At 60.7% G+C, this 24023-nt stretch carries 22 protein-coding genes; 15 read left to right on the top strand and 7 right to left on the bottom strand.

Annotated elements, in window-relative coordinates:
• Positions 1–66: 66 nt before the first annotated feature.
• The 4 genes from ngg to V6943_RS16540 all read left to right on the top strand — a co-directional run bounded on the left by ngg (position 67) and on the right by V6943_RS16540 (position 6308).
• Positions 67–1809 carry an N-acetylglutaminylglutamine synthetase gene (gene ngg / locus V6943_RS16555; RefSeq protein WP_340554637.1) on the top strand — a complete coding sequence of 581 codons (1743 nt, stop codon included), beginning with the start codon at positions 67–69 and terminating at the stop codon, positions 1807–1809.
• Between the two features lie 101 nt (positions 1810–1910).
• On the top strand, positions 1911–3101 hold the full coding sequence (locus V6943_RS16550; RefSeq protein WP_340554635.1) for an osmoprotectant NAGGN system M42 family peptidase: 1191 nt from the start codon (positions 1911–1913) through the stop codon (positions 3099–3101).
• A 210-nt stretch (positions 3102–3311) separates the two neighbouring features.
• The gene (locus tag V6943_RS16545) at positions 3312–6068 is read left to right on the top strand and encodes a hybrid sensor histidine kinase/response regulator (RefSeq protein WP_340554633.1); all 2757 of its coding nucleotides are present in this window, start codon (positions 3312–3314) and stop codon (positions 6066–6068) included.
• A gap of 9 nt (positions 6069–6077) precedes the next feature.
• Complete coding sequence (locus V6943_RS16540) at positions 6078–6308, top strand: YheU family protein (RefSeq protein ID WP_131650387.1); 231 nt, start codon at positions 6078–6080, stop codon at positions 6306–6308.
• A gap of 3 nt (positions 6309–6311) precedes the next feature.
• Here the strand turns inward: V6943_RS16540 and V6943_RS16535 are convergent, their stop codons facing one another.
• From V6943_RS16535 to V6943_RS16515, 5 genes are all read right to left on the bottom strand, one after another.
• Complete coding sequence (locus V6943_RS16535; RefSeq protein ID WP_340554631.1) at positions 6312–6734, bottom strand: hypothetical protein; 423 nt, start codon at positions 6732–6734, stop codon at positions 6312–6314.
• A gap of 120 nt (positions 6735–6854) precedes the next feature.
• Positions 6855–8000: an MFS transporter gene (locus V6943_RS16530; RefSeq protein ID WP_340554743.1), complete on the bottom strand. Its 1146-nt coding sequence runs from the start codon at positions 7998–8000 to the stop codon at positions 6855–6857.
• Between the two features lie 110 nt (positions 8001–8110).
• Positions 8111–8917, bottom strand: a complete 807-nt coding sequence (locus V6943_RS16525; protein ID WP_340554629.1) for an SDR family oxidoreductase — start codon at positions 8915–8917, stop codon at positions 8111–8113.
• A 200-nt stretch (positions 8918–9117) separates the two neighbouring features.
• The gene (locus tag V6943_RS16520) at positions 9118–10773 is read right to left on the bottom strand and encodes a cation acetate symporter (protein WP_197445710.1); all 1656 of its coding nucleotides are present in this window, start codon (positions 10771–10773) and stop codon (positions 9118–9120) included.
• Positions 10770–11087: a DUF485 domain-containing protein gene (locus tag V6943_RS16515; protein WP_340554626.1), complete on the bottom strand. Its 318-nt coding sequence runs from the start codon at positions 11085–11087 to the stop codon at positions 10770–10772. Before V6943_RS16515 ends, V6943_RS16520 begins: the two co-directional genes overlap by 4 nt.
• A 256-nt stretch (positions 11088–11343) precedes the next feature.
• On the opposite strand from V6943_RS16515, the gene V6943_RS16510 reads away from it, so the two are divergent.
• The 4 genes from V6943_RS16510 to V6943_RS16495 all read left to right on the top strand — a co-directional run bounded on the left by V6943_RS16510 (position 11344) and on the right by V6943_RS16495 (position 14832).
• Positions 11344–11568, top strand: a complete 225-nt coding sequence (locus tag V6943_RS16510; protein ID WP_131650382.1) for a DUF2061 domain-containing protein — start codon at positions 11344–11346, stop codon at positions 11566–11568.
• A gap of 271 nt (positions 11569–11839) precedes the next feature.
• The gene (locus V6943_RS16505) at positions 11840–13132 is read left to right on the top strand and encodes a serine/threonine protein kinase (RefSeq protein WP_340554623.1); all 1293 of its coding nucleotides are present in this window, start codon (positions 11840–11842) and stop codon (positions 13130–13132) included.
• Positions 13125–13895, top strand: coding sequence for an MlaA family lipoprotein (locus V6943_RS16500; RefSeq protein WP_231752233.1), 771 nt, complete (start codon positions 13125–13127; stop codon positions 13893–13895). Before V6943_RS16505 ends, V6943_RS16500 begins: the two co-directional genes overlap by 8 nt.
• A 91-nt stretch (positions 13896–13986) precedes the next feature.
• The gene (locus V6943_RS16495) at positions 13987–14832 is read left to right on the top strand and encodes a pirin family protein (RefSeq protein ID WP_340554621.1); all 846 of its coding nucleotides are present in this window, start codon (positions 13987–13989) and stop codon (positions 14830–14832) included.
• Here the strand turns inward: V6943_RS16495 and V6943_RS16490 are convergent.
• Positions 14822–15772, bottom strand: coding sequence for a lipid A biosynthesis lauroyl acyltransferase (locus V6943_RS16490; RefSeq protein WP_340554741.1), 951 nt, complete (start codon positions 15770–15772; stop codon positions 14822–14824). The genes V6943_RS16495 and V6943_RS16490 overlap by 11 nt on opposite strands.
• 188 nt (positions 15773–15960) lie before the next feature.
• Between V6943_RS16490 and minC the strand changes: the two genes are divergently transcribed.
• The 6 genes from minC (at position 15961) to V6943_RS16460 (ending at position 20629) form a co-directional block, all read left to right on the top strand.
• Positions 15961–16692, top strand: coding sequence for a septum site-determining protein MinC (minC, locus tag V6943_RS16485; protein WP_340554619.1), 732 nt, complete (start codon positions 15961–15963; stop codon positions 16690–16692).
• 91 nt (positions 16693–16783) lie between these two features.
• Positions 16784–17599: a septum site-determining protein MinD gene (gene minD, locus V6943_RS16480; RefSeq protein WP_340554617.1), complete on the top strand. Its 816-nt coding sequence runs from the start codon at positions 16784–16786 to the stop codon at positions 17597–17599.
• Entirely contained in the window at positions 17596–17853 is a 258-nt protein-coding gene (minE, locus tag V6943_RS16475; RefSeq protein WP_131650376.1) for a cell division topological specificity factor MinE, read from the top strand. Before minD ends, minE begins: the two co-directional genes overlap by 4 nt.
• Before the next feature lie 197 nt (positions 17854–18050).
• Positions 18051–18689, top strand: coding sequence for an RluA family pseudouridine synthase (locus V6943_RS16470; protein ID WP_340554615.1), 639 nt, complete (start codon positions 18051–18053; stop codon positions 18687–18689).
• On the top strand, positions 18686–19258 hold the full coding sequence (locus tag V6943_RS16465) for a class I SAM-dependent methyltransferase (RefSeq protein WP_340554613.1): 573 nt from the start codon (positions 18686–18688) through the stop codon (positions 19256–19258). The genes V6943_RS16470 and V6943_RS16465 overlap by 4 nt, the downstream gene beginning before the upstream one ends.
• A gap of 81 nt (positions 19259–19339) precedes the next feature.
• On the top strand, positions 19340–20629 hold the full coding sequence (locus V6943_RS16460; protein ID WP_181101265.1) for a M18 family aminopeptidase: 1290 nt from the start codon (positions 19340–19342) through the stop codon (positions 20627–20629).
• A 40-nt stretch (positions 20630–20669) separates the two neighbouring features.
• On the opposite strand, the gene V6943_RS16455 is transcribed toward V6943_RS16460, so the two are convergent.
• A complete protein-coding gene (locus V6943_RS16455; RefSeq protein WP_340554611.1) occupies positions 20670–21632 on the bottom strand; it encodes an NAD(P)H-quinone oxidoreductase in 963 nt (320 codons plus the stop codon).
• Between the two features lie 287 nt (positions 21633–21919).
• Between V6943_RS16455 and V6943_RS16450 the strand changes: the two genes are divergently transcribed.
• On the top strand, positions 21920–24016 hold the full coding sequence (locus V6943_RS16450; RefSeq protein ID WP_181101261.1) for a carboxy terminal-processing peptidase: 2097 nt from the start codon (positions 21920–21922) through the stop codon (positions 24014–24016).
• Positions 24017–24023: the final 7 nt, after the last annotated feature.

Here is a 24023-nt window from a genome sequence, read left to right as displayed (position 1 = left end):
ACGTAGCTGAACTCGATGTTCCGTCTGCAACCCGCGGCGCCCTGAACAAGCCCCAAGGAAAACACCATGCAGAAGTCTCAAGCTTACGGACAGCGATTGTTGCGCGGCCAGACACCCACTTACGAGCGGCTGCAGGCACGGTTTGCCGAAGATGGCCAGGACGAACCCCAGGGGCCTGTCACGTTGCATTGCGGCTGGGGCCGCATTCTGGTTGGCCACACCTATTCCGATCCGGCCGATCTGGCCGCAGCCCTGCTGGATGAGCAGGCCGGTGAGCGCGATATCGCGCTCTATGTCGCCGCGCCCCACCAGGTGCTCGCCTATGCACCGCAGCAATTGTTTCTCGACCCATCCGATACCTTGCGCATCTGGTTCACCGATTACCGCCCGGCCCGCCGCAGCTTTCGCGGTTTCGGCATCCGCCGCGCGCAGAGCGACGCGGACTGGAAGGCGATCAACTGTCTGTATCAGTCGCGCGGCATGCTGCCGGTCAATCCCGAGCTGTGCACGCCACGCGAACAAGGCGGGCCGGTCTACTGGCTGGCCGAGGATGACGACTCCGGCCAGATCATCGGCAGTGTCATGGGCATCAATCATCACAAAGCCTTCAATGATCCGGAGAACGGGTCAAGTCTCTGGTGTCTCGCGGTGGCGCCGAGTTGCACGCGTCCCGGTGTCGGCGAGGCGCTGGTTCGCCATCTGATCGAGCAGTACATGGGTCGCGGTCTGGCTTATCTCGATCTATCCGTGCTGCACGATAACAAGCAGGCCAAGGCGCTCTACGCCAAGCTCGGATTCCGCGATCTGCAGACCTTCACCGTCAAGCGCAAGAACACTATTAACCAGTCCCTGTTTCTCGGCCCGGGGCCGGAAGCCGAACTGAACCCTTACGCCCGAATCATCGTCGACGAGGCCCGGCGTCGCGGCATCGAGATCAGCATCGATGATGCCGAAGCCGGCCTATTCACCCTGACCCAGGGCGGTCGCAAGGTGCGCTGTCGCGAGTCGCTATCCGACCTGACCTCGGCCGTGAGCATGACGCTGTGCCAGGACAAGTGCCTGACCCATCGCACCCTGGCCCGAGCCGGCCTGAAGCTTCCCGCGCAGCAGCTGGCGGGCGACGAGGACAGCAACGCGGCGTTTCTCGCGGAACATGGCAGTGTGGTGGTCAAGCCGGTCGATGGCGAACAGGGCCACGGCGTATCGGTGGACCTGCGCCGCATCGAAGACGTCGAGGAAGCCATCGCCCGAGCACGCCAATTCGATCAGCGTGTGCTGCTCGAGAGCTACCACCAAGGAGACGACCTGCGCATCGTGGTGATCGGCTATGACGTGGTCGCCGCCGCCATCCGCCGTCCTGCCGAAGTCGCTGGTGACGGCAGCCATACCATTCGCGAGCTGATCGAAACCCAGAGCCGCCGACGCCAAGCTGCCACCGGCGGTGAAAGCCGCATCCCGATGGACGAAGAAACCCAGCGTTGCATCGAAGATGCCGGTTACGACTACGAAAGCGTGCTGCCGCGAGGTCAGCATCTGGCAGTCCGGCGCACCGCTAATCTACATACCGGCGGCACCCTCGACGACGTCACCGATCAGTTGCATCCCGAATTGATCGACGCGGCCGTTCGTGCGTCACGAGCGCTGGATATTCCGGTGGTCGGACTGGATCTGCTGGTACCGGCGGTAGACCAGCCGGAGTATGTCTTCATCGAAGCCAACGAGCGCGTCGGCCTGGCCAATCATCATCCGCAGCCGACCGCTGAGCGCTTCATCGATCTGCTGTTTCCGCTCAGCCATAACACTCATTGACGGCAAGTCACGGCGCCCCGACTGGGGCGCCATGCCCGCCCGTGGTACATCCGCATTCATTCAACCGCATGGCGGCAGCCTCTGCCCCGCAAGGAATGACCATGACTGCAAAACTTCCCGAACCCGATCTCAATTACCTGCAGCGCGTGCTGCTGGAAACGCTGGCCATCCCCAGCCCCACCGGTTTCACCGACACCATCGTGCGCTACGTCGCCGAGCGTTTGCAGGAGCTGAAAATCCCATTCGAGCTGACCCGTCGCGGCACTATCCGCGCGACGCTCAAGGGTCGCCAGGACAGTCCGGACCGCGCCATCGCGGCGCACCTCGACACCATCGGCGCCAGCGTTCGCGAAATTCATGAAACGGGCCGGCTGGGTCTGTCACCGGTCGGCTGCTGGTCGAGCCGTTTTGCCGAAGGCAGCCGCGTCAGCGTGTTCACCGATGAAGGCGTGATCCGCGGCAGCGTTTTGCCGTTGCTCGCCTCCGGGCATGCCTTCAATACCGCAGTGGATGAGATGCCGATCAGTTGGGACCATGTCGAGCTGCGCCTGGACGCCGTGACCCGCAGCCGCGCCGATACCGTTGCGCTGGGCATTCGCGTCGGCGACGTGGTCGCGTTCGATCCGATGCCGGAGTTCACCGACAGCGGCTATATCAGCGCACGGCATCTGGATGACAAAGCTGGCGTTGCTGCCCTGCTGACGGCATTGAAGGCGCTGGTGGAGAGCGGCCGGGAGTTGCCGATCGACTGCCACCCGCTGTTTACCATCACCGAAGAGACCGGCTCCGGCGCGGCAGGTGCGCTGCCGTGGGATGTCAGCGAATTCGTCGGGATCGACATCGCGCCGACGGCCAAGGGTCAGGAGTCCAGCGAGCATGCCGTCACGGTCGCGATGCAGGACTCTGGCGGGCCTTACGACTTCCATCTGTCCCGGCACCTGATCAGGTTGGCCGAAGGCCACGACATACCGGTGCGGCGCGATCTGTTCCGCTACTACCACAGCGACGCACAATCCGCAGTGGCTGCCGGGCACGACATCCGCACCGCCCTGCTCGCCTTCGGCTGCGATGCGACCCATGGCTACGAGCGAACCCATATCGACAGCCTGGCCGCGATGAGCCGCCTGATATGCAGTTACCTGCTCAGCCCGCCCGTGTTCGCCAGCGATGCTCACAGCGGCCAAGGGACCCTGGAAAGCTTCAGTCATCAGCTCGAACACGAGACCCAGATGGAAAATGACACGCGAGTACCGCCAGTCGACTCGATTCTCGACAAGCGAACCGACGATTGACGTCCAGGTTTCATGATGTGCCGCCAAGTTGAGGCGTTTGCCAATTGCGATGAATCGGCGATAAGGGCAAAGTCGCAAGCCACTGATATTCATGGATCTGCAAACCAGCCAGACAATGCTGGTTTTGCCATATGCGTATAAACCGCGCACTGTTCGCGATTGGACTGCTTCGCTTGATCCGCTGCGACTTGCACCACTCCGGGTCCCTACATGCTGCCGCGTCTTTACCTGGCCATCTTCCTGTTCTGCCTGTCTGCCCAGGTCTGGGCTTCCGCCCCCGTCCCAGTGGACTCGGACGATTTCCGCCAACCGCTTGGCAACTGGACCTATTTCTTGCGCGATCCGGCCGCCGAGCTGGACGTCGCCGAAGTATTCGAGCTGGCGGACAATACCTTCGAACCGGTCACCGGCATTCACCCCAACAAGGGCAAGAACAGCGCCGTATGGTGGTTTCGAGTGGAGCTCGACAATCAGCTGAGCGAGCCCATCGGCGGCTTCTTCGAAATCAACTACCCGTTACTCGACCACATTGAACTGTATCTGCGGCATCCCGATGGCAGCATAAGCCGACAGCAATCCGGTGACAGTCACCCTTTCAGTGAGCGAGCGGTCAAAGTCAGCAATTTCTTGTTCCCGGTCGATCTGCAGCCCGGCACATCGACGCTGCTGCTGCGCGTGCAGAGCACCAGCACGCTGTATGTCCCCCTTTACTTCAGCAGCTATGCGGCGAACGCAGCCGCGGCCGAAGAGACAATGGGCCTCGCCGGAGCCTTCTACGGCGTGCTTTTCGCGATGTTCTGCTACAACCTCTTCCTGTTTCTGTCGCTTCGCGAGCCGGCCTATTTCTGGTATCTGGTCTACAACCTCAACGTCGGACTGTTCACGCTCAGCTTCGACGGCATGCTGGTCAAATGGCTGAGCGGTGATGGCGGCTTCGTCACCCAGGGCATCTATGCGCTGATGCTCAGCCACTGCCTGGTCTCGATCCAGTTCAGCCGTCACTTTCTGCATACCCGCGAGTACTTTCCCAGGCTCGATCTCACGCTACGTGTGGCGCTCGTGGCGTCACTTGGGGCGCTCCTGTCCGGGTTGGTGCTCGACATGCGAACCTGGAGCATCCTGTCCAGCGTCATGGTGATCGGCTCCTCAATCGGCCTGTTGCTGACCGGAGCGTTCGTCTGGCGCCGCGGTGTTCGCTATGGTCTCTATTACACCCTGGCCTGGGGCGTGTTGCTGGCGACCTTCGCGATCGTCACCGCCGGGTCCCTGGGCTTCAACCTGTTCGGTTTGTACGGCTCCTCGGTGGTCAAGGCCGGCATAGCCTTCGAGCTGATCACGTTGTCCATCGGCCTGGCCGACCGGATCAATCTACTCAAGGAAGAAGGCTTCCGGTCACGCCAGGCCGCCGCGCGGGCCGAAAGCGAGAATCAAGCGAAAAGTCGTTTTCTAGCGAAGATGAGTCATGAAATCCGGACCCCACTCAATGGCGTGCTCGGCATGCTGCAACTGCTGCGCGGGACCTCGCTGGATCGCAAACAGCGCTTCTATCTCGACACCATCGCCAGTTCCAGTTCCTCGTTGATGTCAGTGATCAACGACATCCTGGACTATGCACGGATCGGCGCTGGCAAGCTGGTCCTCGAAGACATCGAATACGATCTCGAAGCGCTGATATCAGAAACCATCAGCCTGTTCACGGCCCAAGCGCTGGACAAACAACTCCAGTTGCACGTTGGCCTTGCCGCTGGCGTGCCCAGGCGAGTACGAGGCGATCCGACCCGGCTCAAGCAGGTATTGATGAACCTGCTCAACAACGCATTGAAATTCACCGAGCGCGGCTGCGTCATGATCGAGGTGGAGGCTCAAGGCCCGGCCGATGCACGACGGCTGGTGTTTTCCGTGACCGATAGCGGCATCGGCATGCGCGCCGAGGAGCTCTCGCAACTGTTCGTCTCTTTCGCCCAGGCCGATTCGAGCACTACCCGGCGCTACGGCGGAAGCGGCCTGGGACTGGTAATCAGCAAGGAGCTGGTGGAAATGATGGGCGGCCAGATCGACGTGCAGAGCGCACCTGGCCAGGGCAGCCGCTTCAGCTTCGACATCGCACTGTGCGATGCCGGCGACAACCATGATCCGCTCACCGCCCTGCTCGAAGGCCGAACCGCGGTGATCGCGTCCCAGGACGCCCATGGGCTCGATGCCATGAGCAATTTGCTCATGCGCTGGGGCATGCGTGTACTGCGCTGCGAAGAGCCACAACGGCTGTCCCGCTACCTCGACGACCATGCCGTCGCACCGTTGGTGGTCGTGATAGCGCCATGGCCTGGCAAGCCGCGGGATTGGCTGGCGACACTGAGCAGCCAGCTCGAGCCGAACCAGCGGGTCATGTTTCTGTACCCACCACAGAGCGAGTATCCGGTTCTGGCGCCAGCGCTCCGGCTGGTCAACCTGTCATTGCCGCTTCCGCTCGGCCCGCTACGCGAGGCGCTGCATCGGCTCTACCAGCCAACGAACCCTGCAATCGAGGCGGTCGCCCCCCACGTAAACGAGACGAAGCCGTGCTCGCGTGTCCTCATTGCCGAAGACAATCCGGTCAGCCAGATGGTGGTGTCGGGTCTACTGCGCAAACGCGGTTACGAAGTGCTGATCGTCGAGAACGGACGCCTCGCTGTGACGACCTACAGCGAGAACCCTTCCGCCATTCAATTGATCCTGATGGACTGCGAGATGCCGGAACTGGACGGCTTCGAGGCGAGCCGGCAAATCCGCCGCATCGAGGCTGAACAGGGCTTGGACGAAGTGCCGATCATCGCGCTTACCGCTCATGTCCTCGACGATCATCGCCAGCAAGGCCGCGATGCGGGGATGAACGACTTCATTGGTAAGCCGCTGGAGAGTGAGCAGCTGTATGCTTGCCTGGATCGCTTTCTCAATGAGCCGATCACCGAACCCGACCATCCAACCTGATCCGACTCCATGCTCATTCCTTACGACCAACTCGAACCCGACACCCTGACCCGCCTCATCGAGGACTTCGTGACCCGCGATGGCACCGACAATGGCGACGAGACGCCGCTGCAGACCCGTGTCGAACGGGTACGCCGGGCGTTGAGCAAGGGTACGGCGGTGATCGTGTTCGATGCGGATCACCAACAGTGTCAGCTGGCGCTCAGAAGCGACGTGCCGAAGGAGTGGCTGGAGGACTGACGCTCAGCCCAGCACGCCGCCGTCACGCTCCCAGGCGCAACGCATCCGCAGATCGCGCTGATGAGGGCTATGCGTGCCGCTTTCGGTTTCCCAGCGGAAGGTGTGCGTGCCGTTGAGCTCGGTTTCCAGATGGACCACCGCGCTAGTCCAGTAGAGTTCGCTGAGCAGCGCCTCGAAGTTGCGTACCCATAACGACCACTCGTACTCGACCGCGCGATAGCTGGCGCCGAAGTGGATGACCTGGGTCTGATAGACGCCCTCCTCCGCGCAGCAGGAAAACATTTCCCGCCCGATGAAGGGCCAGCCCTCGCCTTGCGGCAGGCTGTCCAGCGCACGGCGATTGACGGCGCGGCGCAGGCGACGCTGCTCGGCGTCGACCGACGGCCAGTCACGAATGCTGCCGTAAACGATGGATTCTGGCTCCACAGAGACGCTCCAGACGAAAGCCCGACATGTTCGATCAATTACGCGCTGTGTTCCAGCATCCGGCATCACCACCTGACGCAGGGGTGACACAGGCCACAGCTCGCGACGCCAATCGCCTCGTCAGGTGGCAGTCGCGGCAGCCAGATCGCGCCGTGGAGCCAGACGCAAGGCAAGGACGCACATCACGGCAGACATGCCCGCCAGCACCAGGAACGGCCAGCGGTAGTCGCCGGCGACGTCACGCCCCAGTCCGGTCAGCACGGGCGTGAAGCAGGCCAGACAATAACCGGTACAGAGCATCATGGCGGTCAATCGGCTCACCGCCAGTGGCGTGCTGGCCTCATACATTGGCAGTATCAGCGACATGGAAAAGGTGCCGTTCAAGGCCACGCCCAATAGCATGCAGACCACCAGCGGCTGGACCTGCGGAACCCAGGCGATGATCAACAGACAGACCGTCGCCAGCAAGCCACAGCCCGACATCAGCAGGTGCCGATTGCCGAAGCGCTGCGCCAGCCAGGGCATGGCGAACGAGCTGGGCAAGCCAATCAGCATGAAGCCGCTGAAGAACGCGTTGCTCTGCAGCACGCTGAAACCGGCTTCGTGATAGCGCGCCACCAACCAGGTGGCCAGGGCGTAGAACAGCCCCGCCTGTAGCGCGAAATAGATACTTACCAACCAGGCACGCGGCTCGCTCCACGGCAATCCGGCCTGGCGCTCGACGGCCGCTTCCGGCTGGCTCGGTAACCGCCACCACAGCGCCAGCGCCAACACGGCCGGAATGGCCCAGAGCGACAGACCCAAAGTCCAGCGCTGGTCCAGCAATTGCGTCGCAGGCGCCGTCAGCACGACGCCAATGGTGCCGCCCACGGCCATACTCAGCGAATAGAAGGCTGCGGTTTTGCCCATGCGATCGAGAAAATGACGCTTGATGAAACCCGACAGCAGCGGCCCTGCAACCGCGATGCCGGCACCGACCATCGCCGCCGTGCCGATCAATACTGCGGCACTTTCGCCGAACAGACGCAGCACCAACGCCAAACCGATGACGCCCAGACACAGGGCAATGGTCCGCTCCAGCCCGAAACGCATGGCCAGACGCGGCGCGAGGGGAGCCAGCAGCCCCATCAAGAGAACCGGCAAAGCCGTGGTCAGGCTGATCAGACCGCGGCTGAGGTTCAGCTCTTCGGCGATGCGTTCGATCAAGGGAGCGAAGGATGTAATTCCGGGGCGAAGATTGATGGCGGCAAGCACCAGGGCCAGCATGAGAAGCCAGCGGGATGGGTTTTTCACAGTGAATCCATGGGTCGGACTGGGATCGGACCGGCAACCCTACTCTCGACCCCAGATCACAGCAAGCAAAACGGACCGGTTGGTCAGGTTCTGCTCTTGTTACGCTTCTTCTCCGCCAGCGCAGCCATCTCATCGTAGATGGCTTGCGGGTTCTGCTGCTTGATCTTCCAGGCCATACGCCCTTCGTCGTGCGGCAGAATCATGAACAGGCCTTCTGCGACCTGCCGATACATATAGTCGGCGATATCCGCGGCGGTGATCGGCGATGCTTCGAGCAGCTTGCTGATCTGCGCCTTCATGTTCGGCGTCGGCCCCCGGTAGGAATCCATCAGATTGGTCTGAAAGAACGACGGACAGACCACATGGACGCCCACTTCCTGCTGCTTCAGTTCGACCAGCAGGCTTTCCGACAGCGCCACCACGCCGGCCTTGGCCACGTTGTAGTTACTCATGCCCGGCGCCTGCATCAGCGCGGCCATGGAGGCGATGTTGATGATCTTGCCGCGGCTCTTCTGCACCAGAGGCAGGAACGCCTTGCAGCCCTTGACCACACCCATCAGGTTGATCGCGATCTGCCAGTCCCAATCCTCCAGCGACAACTCCTCGAAGAAGCCGCCGGACGCAACACCGGCGTTGTTGACCACCACGTCGATACCGCCGAGCTTGCTCTCGCAAGCCTGCGCTAGTGCGGTCAGCTGGCTGTAGTCGCGCACGTCGCAGCGTTGGGTAAAACCGTCGCCTCCCGCTTCGCGCACCATTTTCAAGGTCTCTGCCAGACCGGCCTCATTGACATCCGAGAGCGCCAGCTGCCAGCCCTCACGCGCCCAGCGCAGGGCGATTTCACGACCCAGGCCGGAACCGGCACCCGTGACCATCATGCGGTTTTGCATCGTTGTTGCCTTCTTGTTCGTTGAGTTGCAACGAGTCTAGCGAAAGCCGAGGCGCGCTCCGGCCTCTATCGAAATGCTGAATGACGGGCATGTTCCGAGTCCGATTGACGCCGCCGATATCCAGCCAGAGCACCTTTGCCCGTACCGAAACGACGAAGGGCAGCCCTTGGGCTGCCCTTCGTTCGATGCTCGATCAGTTGTCAGTGAGCGACTGCGCCACTGGAACCCAGACCGGTCTGCGACCGCACGAACTGCGAGAAGAAACGCTCGCGCTCGAGACCCGCCGCCTTGGACTTGTCGGTGACCGAGAAGAACCAGATCCCCACGAACGCGACGATCATCGAGAACAGCGCCGGGTACTTGTAGGGGAAGATGGCCTCGGCATAGCCGAATACATCGACCCATACGGTCGGGCTGATGATGGTCAGGATCAGCGCTGTCGCCAGGCCCAACGAACCACCGATCAGCGCTCCGCGAGTGCTCAGGCCCTTCCAGTACATGGAAAGGAACAACACCGGGAAGTTGCAGCTGGCTGCGATGGAAAACGCCAGGCCCACCATGAACGCAATGTTCTGCTTCTCGAAGATGATGCCGAGCAGGATCGCGACGACACCCAGGCTCAGCGTGGTGATCTTGGTGACGCGCATCTCGTCCTCTTCCTTGGCCTTGCCCTTCTTGATCACGCAAGCATAAAGGTCATGAGAAACCGCCGAGGCGCCCGCCAGGGTGAGACCGGCCACCACCGCGAGGATGGTCGCGAAGGCCACCGCGGAGATGAAGCCGAGGAACAGGTTGCCGCCAACGGCATTGGCCAGGTGGATAGCGACCATATTGGTGCCGCCGACGATGGCGCCCGCTGCGTCCTTGAATTCCGGGTTGGTGCTGACCAGCAGGATCGCGCCGAAGCCGATGATGAAGGTCAGGATGTAGAAGTAACCAATGAAGCCGGTGGCGTAGAACACGCTCTTGCGCGCTTCCTTGGCGTCAGCGACGGTGAAGAAGCGCATCAGGATGTGCGGCAGACCCGCCGTGCCGAACATCAATGCCAGACCCAGCGAGATCGCGGAGATCGGATCGGAAACCAAACCACCCGGGCTCATGATCGCAGCGCCCTTCTCATGGATGCTCACGGCCTCGGCGAACAGGCTGCCGAAGTCGAAGTTGACCGCCTTCATCACCATGATCGCCATGAAGCTGGCACCGGACAGCAGCAGCACCGCCTTGATGATCTGCACCCAGGTAGTCGCCAGCATGCCGCCGAACAGCACATACATGACCATCAGCACGCCTACCAGAACAACCGCGACGTAATAGTCGAGGCCGAACAACAGCTGGATCAGCTTGCCGGCACCGACCATCTGCGCGATCAGGTAGAAGGCCACCACGATCAGCGAGCCGAATGCAGACAGGATGCGGATCTGGGTCTGGCCGAGACGGTAGGACGCCACATCGGAAAAGGTGAATTTGCCCAGGTTGCGCAGGCGTTCGGCCATCAGGAACAGGATGATCGGCCAGCCGACCAGAAAGCCGATGGAGTAGATCAAACCATCGTAGCCACTGGTGTAAACCAGCGCAGATATGCCCAGAAAAGACGCCGCCGACATGAAGTCACCGGCAATCGCCAGACCGTTCTGAAAACCGGTGATGCTACCGCCGGCGGTGTAGTAATCGGAGGTGGATGTGTTGCGTTTGGCGGCCCACTTGGTGATACCCATGGTGAACGCGATGAACGCAACGAACATGGCAATCGCTGTGTAGTTGACGCCCTGCTTCTGCACTTCGCCGGTCAGGGCGTCGGCCATCAGTAAGGGCGAGGCGAGCAGCAGAGCGGCTGCCAGCAATGGACGCACAATCATTTTTGCTGAGCCTCGTTGAGGATTTCCTGGTTGATGCGATCGAATTCGCCATTGGCACGCTGGACATAAACGCCAGTGAGGATGAACGCCATGAAGATCACACCGACGCCCACCGGAATACCCCAGGTGGTGACAGTATCGGCGGCAAGCGGCACGCCGAGGATCGCTGGCTCGAAGGCGATCAGCAGGATGAAGGCGAGATATGCGCCCAGCATGACGGCCGATAGCAGCCAGGCGAAGCGGCCGCGCTTTGCGACCAGTTTCTGGAAACGCGGATTGGCATAAATCTGCCGGTAGATATTTTCGTTGTTCATTGACTGTCTCCACACGATCACCGCCACTGATGAGGCGGGGCGGCTACTTTAGAGCCCGACAGACCGAACACCACCCGACCATAGTCTGGTTTTTATTTTCCGAAACGACCGGAATAGACGGCTTGCGGCAAGCGCGTCGATACGCATAGAGCCGATCTATGTAGCTTATCAAGCACGACGATTTTCAAAACCAGCGTGGCGAAGCGAGACTTCAATTCAACGGAGAATCATTCTCGACTGCATTTGGAGATCTACCATGACCAAGACCGTAACCTTCACCCTAATGCACTTCTGTATTGCCTTCGCGGTGACCTATGCCTTGACCGGTAGTCTCGCTGCAGGCGGCCTGGTGGCAGCCATCGAACCCATCTGCAACTCGGTCGGCTTCTACTTCCACGAGAAAATCTGGCAGCGTCTGGAAAAGCGCCAGACGCCTCGTGAGACGATCCCCGCTCACGCCTGGTTGCATCATCAGGCCTGACGGATGCACTAGCCACTCGCCAGATCCGAGCCGAGCCGAGCCGTTTGCATCGGCTCGCCTCTCCCATAAGCTCTCCATACGTAGCAACTAAGCCTGCAACCAGCCGGCTTGCTTGTGGTCAATGGCTAACGCGCCATGTCTTTCGCGGCGTCCCATTGTCGGGAGAGATGACGGCAGCATGCGCCTGCGGCTTAATCTGGCAACCTCAAAGACCGATCCCCCAATGCTGAAGTTTGCCGGCCATCCAAGCCCGCTAAGGAGAGCTCCCTACATGCGATTGCTGCTGTGCTTGACCGCGCTGCTTACGTTGGCCGTCGCGCCTGTCCAGGCTGCGGATATCAGCGTCGAGGCGTATGGCTACCCCTTGAGCAACCCCTTCGAAGCGACCATCGCCACGACCCCCGTGGCGCTGCGCGCCGAAGTACCCAGCGATGACGACATCGATCAGGCTGACTATCGCCTGCGTCTGCGTCCCGAACGGGAATTCATCCTTCCGGAAAATTTCTGGGCAGTGACACGGCTGACCTACCGCTTGGCACGGCAACCTGGGCCTGCCCCACTGATGTTCATCATCTCGGGCACCGGCGCAAGCTACGCGGCGGCGAAAGCCGAGTCGCTGAAGCGACTGTTTTACGGGGCCGGCTATCACGTGGTGCAGCTGTCTTCGCCAACCAGCTTCGACTTCATCGCCGCCGCCTCACGTTACGCCACCCCGGGTTACAGCCCTGACGATGCCAAGGACATGTATCGAGTCATGCAGGCCGTCCGCGCGCAACAGCACGACCTGCCAGTCACCGAGTTCCATCTCACCGGCTACAGCCTCGGCGCGCTCAACGCGGCCTTTGTCAGCAAGCTCGATGAGACGCGGCAGAGCTTCAACTTCAAGCGGGTGCTGATGCTCAACCCGCCGGTCAATCTCTACACATCGATCAACAATCTGGACAAGCTGGTGCAAACCCAGGTCGAAGCGATCGACAGCACCACCACGTTTTACCAAGTCATTCTGGAAAAGCTCGCCCGCTACTATCGGCAAAAAGGCGCGATTAACCTCGACGAGGCTTTGCTGTTCGACTTTCAGCAGTCATCCCTGCGGCTGACCGACGAGCAAATGGCGATGCTGGTCGGCTCGGCGTTCCGTTTCTCCGCTGCCGATATCGTCTTCACATCCGACCTGATCAACCGCCGAGGATTAATCGTCCCGCCCGGCTACCCGATCGACGAAGGCACCAGCCTCGAGCCCTTCTTCCGCCGCGCCCTGCTCTGCGACTTCGATTGCTACATGACGGAACAACTCATCCCCATGTGGCGGGCCCAGCAAGATGGCGGAAGCCTGACGCAACTGGTGCAACAGGTCAGCCTGTATGCGCTGGAAGATTATCTGCGCGACAGCCCGAAGATCGGCGTCATGCACAACGCTGACGACATAATTCTCGGTGCTGGCGATCTGGGCTTCCTGCGCCGGACGTTTGGCGAACGCATGACGCTGTATCCGCGCGGCGGCCATTGCGGCAATCTCGATTACCGGGTCAATGCTCAAGACATGCTGGAGTTCTTCCGTGGCTAGATGTCATTTGTTTGCATTGCTGTTCTTGGCCAGCGGCATCGCCCATGCACAGACGCCGATCCCCGATGAGGATGGCTTCACCCATCCGCTGCGTAACCTGAAATTCAATCCTGGCCTGGATCAACGCGAGTTCGAGCGCGCCACCTTCGACGCGCTGGATATTCACGATCCCTGGGAATCGCTGAACCGGCGCATGTATTACTTCAATTACCGTCTGGATCAGTGGGTGATGCTTCCGGCGGTGCGCGGCTACCGCTATGTCACGCCTCGGATCGTGCGCACCGGCGTGAGCAACTTTTTCAGTAACCTCGGCGAGATCCCAACGCTGTTCAACAGCGTGGCGCAGCTCAAGGGCCAGCGAGCGATGAGCACCACAGCACGATTGCTGTTCAACACCATCATTGGTGTCGGCGGCATTTGGGACCCGGCGACCCGCATGGGCCTGCCGCGCTACAACGAGGACTTCGGCCAGACGCTCGGCTTTTATGGCGTCCCGCATGGGCCGTATCTGATCCTGCCCGCGCTCGGCCCATCCAACCTGCGCGATACCGCTGGACAGGTAGTGGACTTCGGCGTCGAGCGGCAAGTCGATTACTTTGACTATGGCGAAGCCAGCGGTGGTGAATTCGGCATTACCGCGCTTCGACTGATCGACATCCGCCACACCACCAGCCTGCGCTACGGGCAACTCAACTCGCCGTTCGAATATGAAAAGGTCCGCTACGTCTACACCCGAGCCCGGGAACTGCAGATAGGCGAGTGATCGAAGCGTTAGATAAGAATCGTGGAAACTTCGCATCAATCAATCGCATGGTGCACGGTAGTCTTCATCAAAACCTCTTTGGAGATATGCCATGCCCATGCGCGAGATTCTTGAAATCAGCACCGGTCGCGCCACCTCCGATGGCGCCGGTGTCAGTCTGACCCGTTTGTTCGGCGGTGACGTAGCGGAGCGATTCGATCCGTTCCTGATGCTCGACGAGTTCGGCTCCGACAACCCTGACGAGTACATCGCCGGCTTCCCGCCACACCCGCACCGCGGCTTCGAGACCGTGACCTATATGATCGAGGGCCGCATGCGCCACGAAGACCATCTCGGCAATGTCGGGCTGCTCGAAAACGGCGGTGTGCAATGGATGACGGCGGCACGCGGCGTGATCCACAGCGAGATGCCGCAACAGGAACAAGGCGTCATGCGCGGCTTCCAGCTGTGGCTTAACCTGCCCGCCAAAAGCAAGATGGGCGATCCGGGTTATCGGGACTTCGCGCCAGCAGAAGTCCCGCGCGTCACCTTGCCCTGCGGCGTCGAAGCGGTGGTCATCGCCGGACGGTTCCAAGCCGACGGGGTGGATCAGCCAGGCGCCGTGCAACGACCGGATACCGAACCGCAGCTGATCGACCTGCACCTGCCCGCCGGCAGCCAACTCAATCCGCAGCTGCTCGATGGACACCGGCTGATCCTGTACGTATACGAAGGCGAGATCGAAGTGGCCGGCAAGCACCTTGGCAAGCATCAACTGGCCAGGCTTTCCGATCAGGGCGAACTGCAGCTGAACTCCGGCACCGGCGCGCGAGTGCTGCTATTGGCCGGCCAGCCTATTGGCGAACCGATCGTCCAGTACGGCCCGTTCGTGATGAACAGTCGCGAGGAAATCGAGCAGGCCCTGCGCGACTTCCGCGACGGCGTACTTACGGAGTGATCGGTTTCTTCGGCAACTTTCTATAGAGGCTTGGCTCACCCTCTGGACGCGTCTTGAAGCGGCGGTGGGCCCACAGATATTGCTCGGGATGCTGCCGCACCACGTGCTCCACCCACTCGTTGATGCGCCGGCAATCGGCCTCCTCGCTTTCACCCGGGAAATCAAGCAGCGGTGGGTGAATGACCAATCTGTAGCCAGAGCCGTCGGCGAGCCGCGTCTGCGTATACGGCACGACGCGTGCCTTGCCCAAGCGGGCAAACTTGGTGGTCGCGGTCACGGTTGCGGCATTGATACCAAACCAAGGGACGAAAAGACTCTGCTTGCGCCCATAATCCTGGTCCGGCGCGTACCAGATCGCTCGACCGGCGCGCAGCACCTTGAGCATCGCGCGTACGTCCTCACGCTCGATGGCGCTAGCGTCGAGATTGTGCCGCTCCCGCCCGCGTCGCTGGACGAAATCGAACACCGCATTCTTGTGCTCGCGATACATGCCATCGATGGTGTGACGCTGACTCAGCAAGGCCGCACCGATTTCCAGCGTAGTGAAATGCAGCGCCATCAGAATCACGCCCTGTCCCTCGGCCTGGGCCTGTTGCAGGTGCTCGAGACCCTCGACATGCGCCAGCTTATGCAGCCGGTCCTTGGACCACCACCAGCTCATGGCCATTTCGAAGAAGGCGATACCGGTCGAGGCGAAGTTCTCGCGTAGCAGTCGCTCGCGCTGCTTGTCGTTCAGCTCGGGGAAACATAACTGCAGGTTGCGCCGAGCGATTTGTCGCCTGGAGCGGGCAACCCGATACATCAGTGCACCGAGGCCGCGCCCAAGAAGCAGCAGAACGCGGTAAGGCAGCTGCACCACCAACCACAGCAAAGCCAGTCCCAGCCACAGCAGCCAGAAACGCGGATGAAGAAAGGATGCGCGAAAACGAGGACGATCCATCGGCAAGCCCGAACCGGTAAAAGCGCGCATTCTAAGCCCTTGCGGCAAAAATTGCCGGAGCGGGACTTGGCCACAGCGGGTTGGTCGCTCGGCTTGCCGTTGATTTTTCTTGCCGCTGGCCGCTTGTGGCTTGCAGCTCAACGCCTCCCCCGCTATAAGTCCTCGCCATTTACCGCAGCAGGCAGACCATGAGCCAAGCCGACCTTTCCGACCAAGCCCCAGTGTTCCAGCTCAAAGGCAGCATGCTTGCCATAACCGTGCTGGAGTTGACGCAGAACGACCTGGAGCGCCTCGATCAACAGCTGGCCGTGAAGGTCGAGCAAGCGCCGGATTTCTTCAACAACACCCCGCTGGTCCTCGCGCTGGACAAGCTGCCCGCCGATTGCAATCTCGACCTTCCGGCACTCATCGCGCTGTGCCGCAAGCACGGCCTGCGCACCCTGGCGCTGCGTGCCGGCGATCCCCAAGTCATCGAGGCGGCAGCGGCGCTCGACCTTCCCGTACTGCCACCGTCCGGTGCCAAGGAACGCAAGCTGGACCTCGCCAGCAAGGCATCGGCAGCACCGGCCAAACCCGCCGAACCGATCTATCGCCCCACCCGCGTGGTCACCACGCCTATCCGCGGCGGCCAGCAGGTCTATGCGCAGGGTGGCGACTTGATCGTACTGGCCGCCGTCAGCCCGGGCGCGGAACTTCTCGCCGATGGAAACATCCATGTGTACGGTCCATTGCGTGGGCGTGCCTTGGCAGGTATCAAGGGAGATACCGACGCACGCATTTTCTGTCAGCAGCTCGCCGCCGAAATGGTCTCCATCGCCGGGCATTACAAGGTTGCCGAAGACCTGCGGCGCGACCCGTTATGGACCGAAGCCGTACAGATGAAGCTATCCGGCGACGTGTTGAACATCACCCGCCTTTAACGGATACTGCCGCGAATTTTCAAGCACCAAAACGGGCGTACCGCGAGCCGAATTGGCTACGGTCCCGACTTCCATATTAGGGTGAATCACCTTGGCCAAGATCCTCGTAGTCACTTCCGGCAAGGGTGGCGTCGGTAAAACCACATCCAGCGCCGCCATCGGTACCGGTCTCGCCTTGCGTGGCCACAAGACCGTCATCGTCGACTTCGACGTTGGCCTGCGTAATCTGGACCTGATCATGGGCTGCGAGCGCCGCGTGGTGTATGACTTCGTCAACGTCATTCAAGGCGACGCCACCCTCACCCAGGCCCTGATCAAGGACAAGCGCCTCGAGAACCTCTACGTGCTGGCCGCCAGCCAGACCCGTGACAAGGACGCCCTGACGCTCGAAGGCGTTGGCAAGGTGATCGATGAGCTGGCCAAGACTTTCGAATTCGTCATTTGCGACTCCCCGGCAGGCATCGAGAAAGGTGCTCACCTGGCAATGTATTACGCTGACGAGGCCATCGTCGTAACCAACCCGGAAGTCTCCTCGGTTCGTGACTCTGATCGCATGCTGGGCCTGCTTGCCAGCAAGTCCCGTCGCGCCGAAAACGGCGAGGAATCGATCAAGGAGCATCTGCTGCTGACCCGCTACAACCCCGAGCGTGTGGTCAAGGGCGAAATGCTTGGTGTCGAAGACGTCGAGGAAATTCTCTCGATCCGCCTACTGGGTGTCATTCCGGAATCCCAGGCGGTACTCAAGGCTTCCAACCAGGGCGTACCGGTCATCCTCGATGACCAGAGCGATGCGGGCCAGGCGTACAGCGATGCAGTGGATCGTTTGCTGGGTAAAGACGTGAACCATCGCTTCCTAGACGTTAAAAAGCAGGGCTTCCTGCAACGATTGTTCGGAGGTCGCGAATGAACCTTCTCGACTTCTTTCGTGAGCGCAAGAAGAAGGAAACGCCAGCCAACATCGCGAAGGAACGCCTGCAGATCATCGTTGCGCACGAGCGCGGCCAGCGTACGCAACCGGACTATCTGCCCGCTCTACAGAAAGAGCTGGTCGAGGTGATTCGCAAGTATGTGAACATCGAAAGCGATCAGGTGCAGGTCGCACTGGAAGATCAGGGCAGCTGTTCGATCCTTGAATTGAACATTACCCTGCCGGATCGTTAAAAATCTGCCTGGATCTGCTGCGCGTCGGCCCTGCAGCGTTAAAAACAGGCTCGGATGCTCATTTACAACAGTAAACTCCGCTTCCTCGCCTGTTTTTGCCTTGCATGGCTCTAGCTCGCGAGTTCCAGAATAGATTTTCAGTAACCTCTGACGGACGGCGACCCACGGGTCGCCGTCTTCGTTTATGGGAAACGCAGATGCCGTTAAGCAACATCCAGATTGTTCACCAGGACGCCGCTCTGTTGGTGATCAATAAACCCACCCTGCTGCTCTCGGTACCCGGCCGCGCCGAGGATAACCGTGACTGCCTGGTGACCCGCCTGCAGGAAAACGGCTATCCCGAGGCGCGCATCGTGCATCGGCTGGACTGGGAAACCTCCGGCCTGATCGTGCTCGCCCGCGACGCCGATAGTCACCGCGAATTGTCGCGCCAATTCCACGATCGCGAGACGGAAAAAGCCTATACCGCGCTGTGCTGGGGCGAACCGGAACAGGACAGCGGCAGTATCGACCTGCCCCTGCGATACGACCCGCCAACCAAGCCCCGGCACGTGGTCGATCATGAACAAGGCAAGCATGCATTGACCTACTGGCGCGTTCTGGAGCGCTGCGGTCACTACAGCCGCGTCGAACTGACCCCTATTACCGGCCGCTCCCACCAGTTGCGCGTGCATATGCTTTCCATCGGGCATCCGCTACTTGGCGATCGCCTCTATGCTCACGAACAGGCGTTGAACGCCCATGAACGACTGTGCCTGCATGCCAGCATGCTCGCCTTGACCCACCCGCAGAGTGGCACGCGGATGCGCTTCGATTGTCCTGCGCCATTTAGATGACTCGCTTCATCGATGCCACTCGTGGTGCCCAGGCTCACCCGAGCCTGCTTAAAGCGCTCGACCTTTGGACGCACAGTCCCGGCCTGGCGCTGGATCTAGGCTGCGGTGCCGGGCGCGATAGCTTGGCGTTGCTTCGTGCAGGCTGGAAGGTCGTCGCGCTCGACCGGGACCCAGAAGCATTGAGCGCTCTGCAGGAACAGGCAGCTGCGTATGCGCCCGGTGCGCTCACAGCACTGTGCCGGACATTCGAGGACGCCGCTCCGTTGCCGGCAGTGGACTTCGTAAATGCCAGTTTCGCATTGCCGTTCTGCCGACCAGACGCATTTGCCGACCTCTGGATGCGAATCACCCAGGCGCTACGGCTAGGTGGTCTGTTCACCGGGCATTTTTTCGGCCCTCAAGACGACTGGGCGGCGAAGGGCCTCAGCATCCACAGCCAAGACCAGCTCCGACGGCGGTTCGAACGCTGGGAGCTGCTGGAACTCAACGAATTCGAATACGACGGAAAGACCGCGATAGGACGGGCCAAACACTGGCATATGTTTGAGGTCATTGCACGGCCCGGTTGAAACGCCCGCCGTAAAGCGTCGAAGACTGCAGTCACCCTACCAATGGGATAGACTTTTCAGCCTTGCCGTCCGGAGCCCCCCATGCGCGAAGAACTCAACCAAGGCCTGATCGATTACCTCAAGGCCTCGCCAACGCCGTTTCACGCTACCCGCAGCCTTGCGTTAAGCCTTCAGGCAGCCGGCTACAAGGCGCTGGATGAAAGCGAGACCTGGCATACCGAGCCAGGCGGCCGTTATTACGTCACCCGTAATGACTCGGCGATCATCGCCTTCCAGCTCGGCACAAAATCCGCCATCGAATACGGCGCGCGCTTGGTTGGTGCTCATACCGACAGCCCCTGCTTACGAGTCAAGCCGCAACCGGAGCTGCAGCGTCAGGGTTTCTGGCAGTTGGGTGTGGAAGTTTACGGCGGCGCCTTGTTGGCGCCCTGGTTCGACCGCGACCTATCACTGGCTGGCCGTGTCACTTATAGCCGCGACGGGAAGATCGAAAGCCAGCTGATTGATTTCAGGCTGCCCATCGCCGTGATCCCAAGCCTCGCTATTCACCTCAACCGGGATGCCAATCAAGGCTGGGCGATCAATCCGCAGAACGAACTGCCACCGATCCTGGCGCAGATCGCCAGCGAAGACAGCCCGGATTTCCGCGCCTTGCTGGCGGATCAGCTCAGCCGCGAACACGGCCTGGTCGCCGATGTGGTGCTGGATTTCGAGCTGAGCTTCTACGACACCCAAGGCGCGGCGGTTATCGGCCTGAACGGCGAGTTCATCGCTGGTGCGCGGCTGGATAACCTGCTGTCCTGCTTTGCCGGTTTGCAAGCCCTGCTGCGTGCAGGCCCGGACGAAACCTGCGTACTGGTTTGCACCGATCACGAGGAAGTCGGCTCGGCCTCCATGTGCGGCGCCGATGGCCCGTTTCTGGAGCAGGTTCTGCGTCGTGTACTGCCCGAGGGAGAAGCATTCCAGCGCTGCATCAATCGCTCGCTGCTGATTTCGGCAGACAATGCCCATGCGGTACATCCCAATTACATCGACAAGCACGACGGCAATCACGGGCCGAAACTCAATGCCGGCCCGGTAATCAAGGTCAACAGCAATCAGCGATACGCCACCAGCAGCGAAACTGCCGGTTTCTTCCGGCATCTGTGTCTGGAAAACGAGGTATCGGTACAGAGCTTCGTCACGCGCAGCGACATGGGTTGCGGCTCGACCATCGGCCCGATCACGGCCAGCCAGCTGGGCGTGCGTACCGTGGACATCGGGCTGCCGACCTTTGGTATGCATTCGATCCGCGAACTGGCCGGCAGTCAGGACCTAGCGCATCTGGTCAAGGTGCTCAGCGCCTTCTATTCGAACGCCGAGTTGCCCTGACTCGGAAGATCCAGGCGAGCGTGCGCCCGCCTGGATTCGGTCACTCGATGCTCTCGTCGATGACGAGCGCGACCTTACCCGAGACTTGATTGCTAGCCAACGCAGCGAAGGCAGCTTCCACATCGCGGATCGGGAAGCTGCGCTCCAATCGCGGCGAGAGGGTTTTATCAGCGAACAATGGCCAGATCCGCTCATGCATGTCCGCGAGCATCTCGGCCTTGTCATCGGCGTTACGACTGCGCAGCGTCGAGCCAATCAGCTGGATGCGCTTGGCCAGCAGGCCGCCCAGATCCATTTCGGCCTTGCGGCCGCCCATCATGCCAATGATCACCCAGCGCCCTTCCGTTGCAAGCAACTGCGTATTGAGCGCCACATACTTGGCGCCGACCGGATCGAGAATCACATTGAACGGACCGAAGTCACGAAGCGCTTCCAGCGACTCATTGCGCAGCACGCCGCCCTTCGCGCCCAACGACTCGCAGTAAGCCAGGCGTTCAGCCGAACCGACACTGACCCAGCACGGGCTGTCGAACGCCTTGCATAACTGGATGGCAGCCGACCCGACACCGCTTGCGCCGGCGTGAAGCAGGACTTTCTCGCCAGGCTGTAGCGCGCCCAGGCGGAACAGATTCAGCCACGCAGTAGCGTAGACTTCCGGAATCACGGCAGCTTCCGTCAGCGAAAGGCCTTGCGGCACCGGAAGCACGTGACGGGCATCGACAACCACTTCCTCAGCCATGCCGCCGCCAGCCAGCAAGGCGCAGACTCGGTCGCCTATACGATGAGAAACGCCGGACCCTACCTCACTGATGACACCGGCACACTCCAACCCCAGGATATCGGTCACGCCCGGTGGCGGCGGATAATGCCCGGCACGCTGCAACAGATCTGCCCGATTCAGGCCGGCAGCCGCCACCCGAATCCTTACCTGCCCAGCACCGCACACCGGAGCGGCGCGCTCCACCCACTCGACCTGCCCCTCGACGCCTTGCAATGCCTTCATGCTGCCTCCATAGTGCTTAACACCTGCGCCCGCTCCACCGTTACTTGCCGGCGATGCAGGCCGCTGATAATTGCTGCATCAGACCATATGGCTATCCCTTACCACGAATTGCCGATTCGGTATGGCGTGGCGCCGAGGGTAAGCCTGCCGGCTGATGCGATCTCTGTCGCGGCGTGTTAGCCGCCAGGTACCATCGGGCTGTTGTTATTCCGTCGGGCGGATGCCGCTCGACGCCTGATTGATGGCCTAATATGCGTTATTACCCAGCCTTGCGGCGCCCCTTCGAAATGAAACGATCATTGACCGCCGGTTTTCTGGCCCTGCTGCTAGGCCTTCAGGCCAACACCGTCCTGGCCAAGCCAGCCGACGGACATGACTGGGATTACCTGCAGCCCGACCGTGATCAGGTGATCGCCAGCCTCAACGTGGTCGAACTGCTCAAGCGCCATCATTACAACAAACCGCCGCTCAACGACGCCCGCTCGGCAAAGATTTTCGACAGCTACATCGCAATGCTCGATCCGTCGCGCAGTTATTTCACTGCGGGAGATCTTGCCGAGTTCGAGGGCTGGCGCAATCAATTCGACGACTTCCTCAAGAACGGCAATCTTGAGCCCGGCTTCGCGATCTACAAGGTGCACCTCGAGCGCTTGCAGAGCCGGCTCGAATACGCGCGGGGCCTTCTGAACGAAGGCGTGGACAGCTTCGATTTCACCCTGGACGAAGAGTTACTAGTCGATCGTGAAAATGCCGCCTGGCCCAAAGACGAAAAGGAACTGGACGATCTATGGCGCAAACGCGTCAAGGACGAGGTTCTGCGTTTGAAGATCGCCGGCAAAGAACCCAAAGCCATCGAGGAGTTGCTGACCAAACGCTACAAGAATCAGCTGGCTCGTCTGGAGCAGACCCGTGGCGAGGATGTATTCCAGACCTATATCAACGCATTTGCCCAGTCCTACGATCCTCACACTCAGTACCTGTCGCCCGACAATGCAGAAAACTTCGACATCAATATGAGCCTTTCCCTGGAAGGCATCGGTGCCGTGCTGCAGAGCGACAACGAGCACGTCAAGGTCGTGCGCCTGGTCCCGGCTGGCCCCGCAGAGAAGAGCAAGCAGATTGTCCCTGCCGACAAGATCGTCGGTGTCGGCCAGGGCGACGAGGAAATGGTCGACGTGATCGGCTGGCGCCTCGACGAAGTGGTCAAACTGATCCGTGGTCCGAAAGGATCGGTCGTTCGCCTCGAAGTCATCCCGGCGAGCAACGCACCAAACGATCAAAGCAGCAAGATCGTCGCCATCACCCGAGAAGCAGTGAAACTCGAAGAGCAGGCAGCGAAGAAATCAGTGCTCAATCTCGAGCAGGACGGCCGCAACTATAAGCTCGGAATCATTGAGATCCCCGCGTTCTACCTTGATTTCAAGGCCCTGCGCGCCGGAGACAAGGACTACAAGAGCACCACCCGTGACGTGAAGAAGCTGCTGACAGAGCTGAAAAACGAAAACGTGGATGGCGTCGTCATCGATCTGCGCAATAACGGCGGGGGTTCGCTCCAGGAGGCGACGGAGCTGACTGGCCTGTTCATCGATCAGGGCCCGACGGTGCTGGTACGCAACAGCGATGGCCGTGTCGACGTGCTTGCCGACGAGCAGCAAGGGGCGTTCTACAAAGGTCCTCTGGCCGTGCTGGTCAATCGGCTGTCAGCGTCGGCATCGGAAATTTTCGCTGGCGCCATGCAGGATTATCATCGCGCCCTCATCGTCGGTGGCCAGACCTTCGGCAAGGGCACCGTGCAAACGGTCCAGCCTCTCAATCATGGAGAGCTGAAGCTGACGCTGGCCAAGTTCTATCGTGTCTCCGGCCAGAGCACCCAGCATCAGGGCGTGATACCCGACATTTCTTATCCCGCCGAAGTCGATACCAAGGAAATTGGCGAAAGTGCCCTACCTGAAGCGCTGCCGTGGGACAGCATCCGCGCCGCGATCAATCCCGATATCAATCCGTTCAAACCATTCCTCGCAGAACTCAAGGCGCGCCACGAAGCACGCACGACCGAGCACCCTGATTTCGTTTTCACCCGTGATCGCCTCGCGCTCACACAGGAGCTCATGCACGAGACGAGTGTCAGTCTCAACGAGGAGAAGCGCCGGGCGCAGCAGGAAGGCATCGAGAAGCGGCAACTGGCGCTTGAAAATACGCTGCGCAAGGCCAAGGGCGAGGAGCCGCTGGCCAAACTCGAACGGGAAGATGAAACGATCCCGGTCATTGAAGAGAAAAAAGTGAAGCCAGAGGATGATGCCTACCTTTCCGAAAGCGGCAGAATTTTGTTGGACTATCTGGGGCTGCAGGACGCAATGGCTAGAAATACCGCCGTAGAGCAATAGCCACTCA

The organism is Pseudomonas sp. CBC3, assembly GCF_037967085.1.
Lineage (GTDB): Bacteria > Pseudomonadota > Gammaproteobacteria > Pseudomonadales > Pseudomonadaceae > Stutzerimonas.
Note: the sequence above shows the minus strand (reverse complement) of the source record. Positions and strands in the feature narration are given on the sequence as shown.

Excerpts from the sequence above, each read along its gene's own strand:
- V6943_RS16470 (WP_340554615.1), top strand. The coding sequence starts at position 18,051 with ATGCCGTTAAGCAACATCCAGATTGTTCACCAGGACGCCGCTCTGTTG.
- V6943_RS16510 (WP_131650382.1), top strand. The coding sequence starts at position 11,344 with ATGACCAAGACCGTAACCTTCACCCTAATGCACTTCTGTATTGCCTTC.
- V6943_RS16530 (WP_340554743.1), bottom strand. The coding sequence starts at position 8,000 with ATGCTGGCCCTGGTGCTTGCCGCCATCAATCTTCGCCCCGGAATTACA.
- minC (WP_340554619.1), top strand. The coding sequence starts at position 15,961 with ATGAGCCAAGCCGACCTTTCCGACCAAGCCCCAGTGTTCCAGCTCAAA.
- minE (WP_131650376.1), top strand. The coding sequence starts at position 17,596 with ATGAACCTTCTCGACTTCTTTCGTGAGCGCAAGAAGAAGGAAACGCCA.
- V6943_RS16495 (WP_340554621.1), top strand. The coding sequence starts at position 13,987 with ATGCCCATGCGCGAGATTCTTGAAATCAGCACCGGTCGCGCCACCTCC.
- V6943_RS16515 (WP_340554626.1), bottom strand. The coding sequence starts at position 11,087 with ATGAACAACGAAAATATCTACCGGCAGATTTATGCCAATCCGCGTTTC.
- V6943_RS16525 (WP_340554629.1), bottom strand. The coding sequence starts at position 8,917 with ATGCAAAACCGCATGATGGTCACGGGTGCCGGTTCCGGCCTGGGTCGT.
- V6943_RS16460 (WP_181101265.1), top strand. The coding sequence starts at position 19,340 with ATGCGCGAAGAACTCAACCAAGGCCTGATCGATTACCTCAAGGCCTCG.
- V6943_RS16505 (WP_340554623.1), top strand. The coding sequence starts at position 11,840 with ATGCGATTGCTGCTGTGCTTGACCGCGCTGCTTACGTTGGCCGTCGCG.
- V6943_RS16520 (WP_197445710.1), bottom strand. The coding sequence starts at position 10,773 with ATGATTGTGCGTCCATTGCTGGCAGCCGCTCTGCTGCTCGCCTCGCCC.
- V6943_RS16540 (WP_131650387.1), top strand. The coding sequence starts at position 6,078 with ATGCTCATTCCTTACGACCAACTCGAACCCGACACCCTGACCCGCCTC.
- V6943_RS16450 (WP_181101261.1), top strand. The coding sequence starts at position 21,920 with ATGAAACGATCATTGACCGCCGGTTTTCTGGCCCTGCTGCTAGGCCTT.
- V6943_RS16490 (WP_340554741.1), bottom strand. The coding sequence starts at position 15,772 with ATGGATCGTCCTCGTTTTCGCGCATCCTTTCTTCATCCGCGTTTCTGG.
- ngg (WP_340554637.1), top strand. The coding sequence starts at position 67 with ATGCAGAAGTCTCAAGCTTACGGACAGCGATTGTTGCGCGGCCAGACA.
- V6943_RS16545 (WP_340554633.1), top strand. The coding sequence starts at position 3,312 with ATGCTGCCGCGTCTTTACCTGGCCATCTTCCTGTTCTGCCTGTCTGCC.
- V6943_RS16465 (WP_340554613.1), top strand. The coding sequence starts at position 18,686 with ATGACTCGCTTCATCGATGCCACTCGTGGTGCCCAGGCTCACCCGAGC.
- V6943_RS16550 (WP_340554635.1), top strand. The coding sequence starts at position 1,911 with ATGACTGCAAAACTTCCCGAACCCGATCTCAATTACCTGCAGCGCGTG.
- V6943_RS16455 (WP_340554611.1), bottom strand. The coding sequence starts at position 21,632 with ATGAAGGCATTGCAAGGCGTCGAGGGGCAGGTCGAGTGGGTGGAGCGC.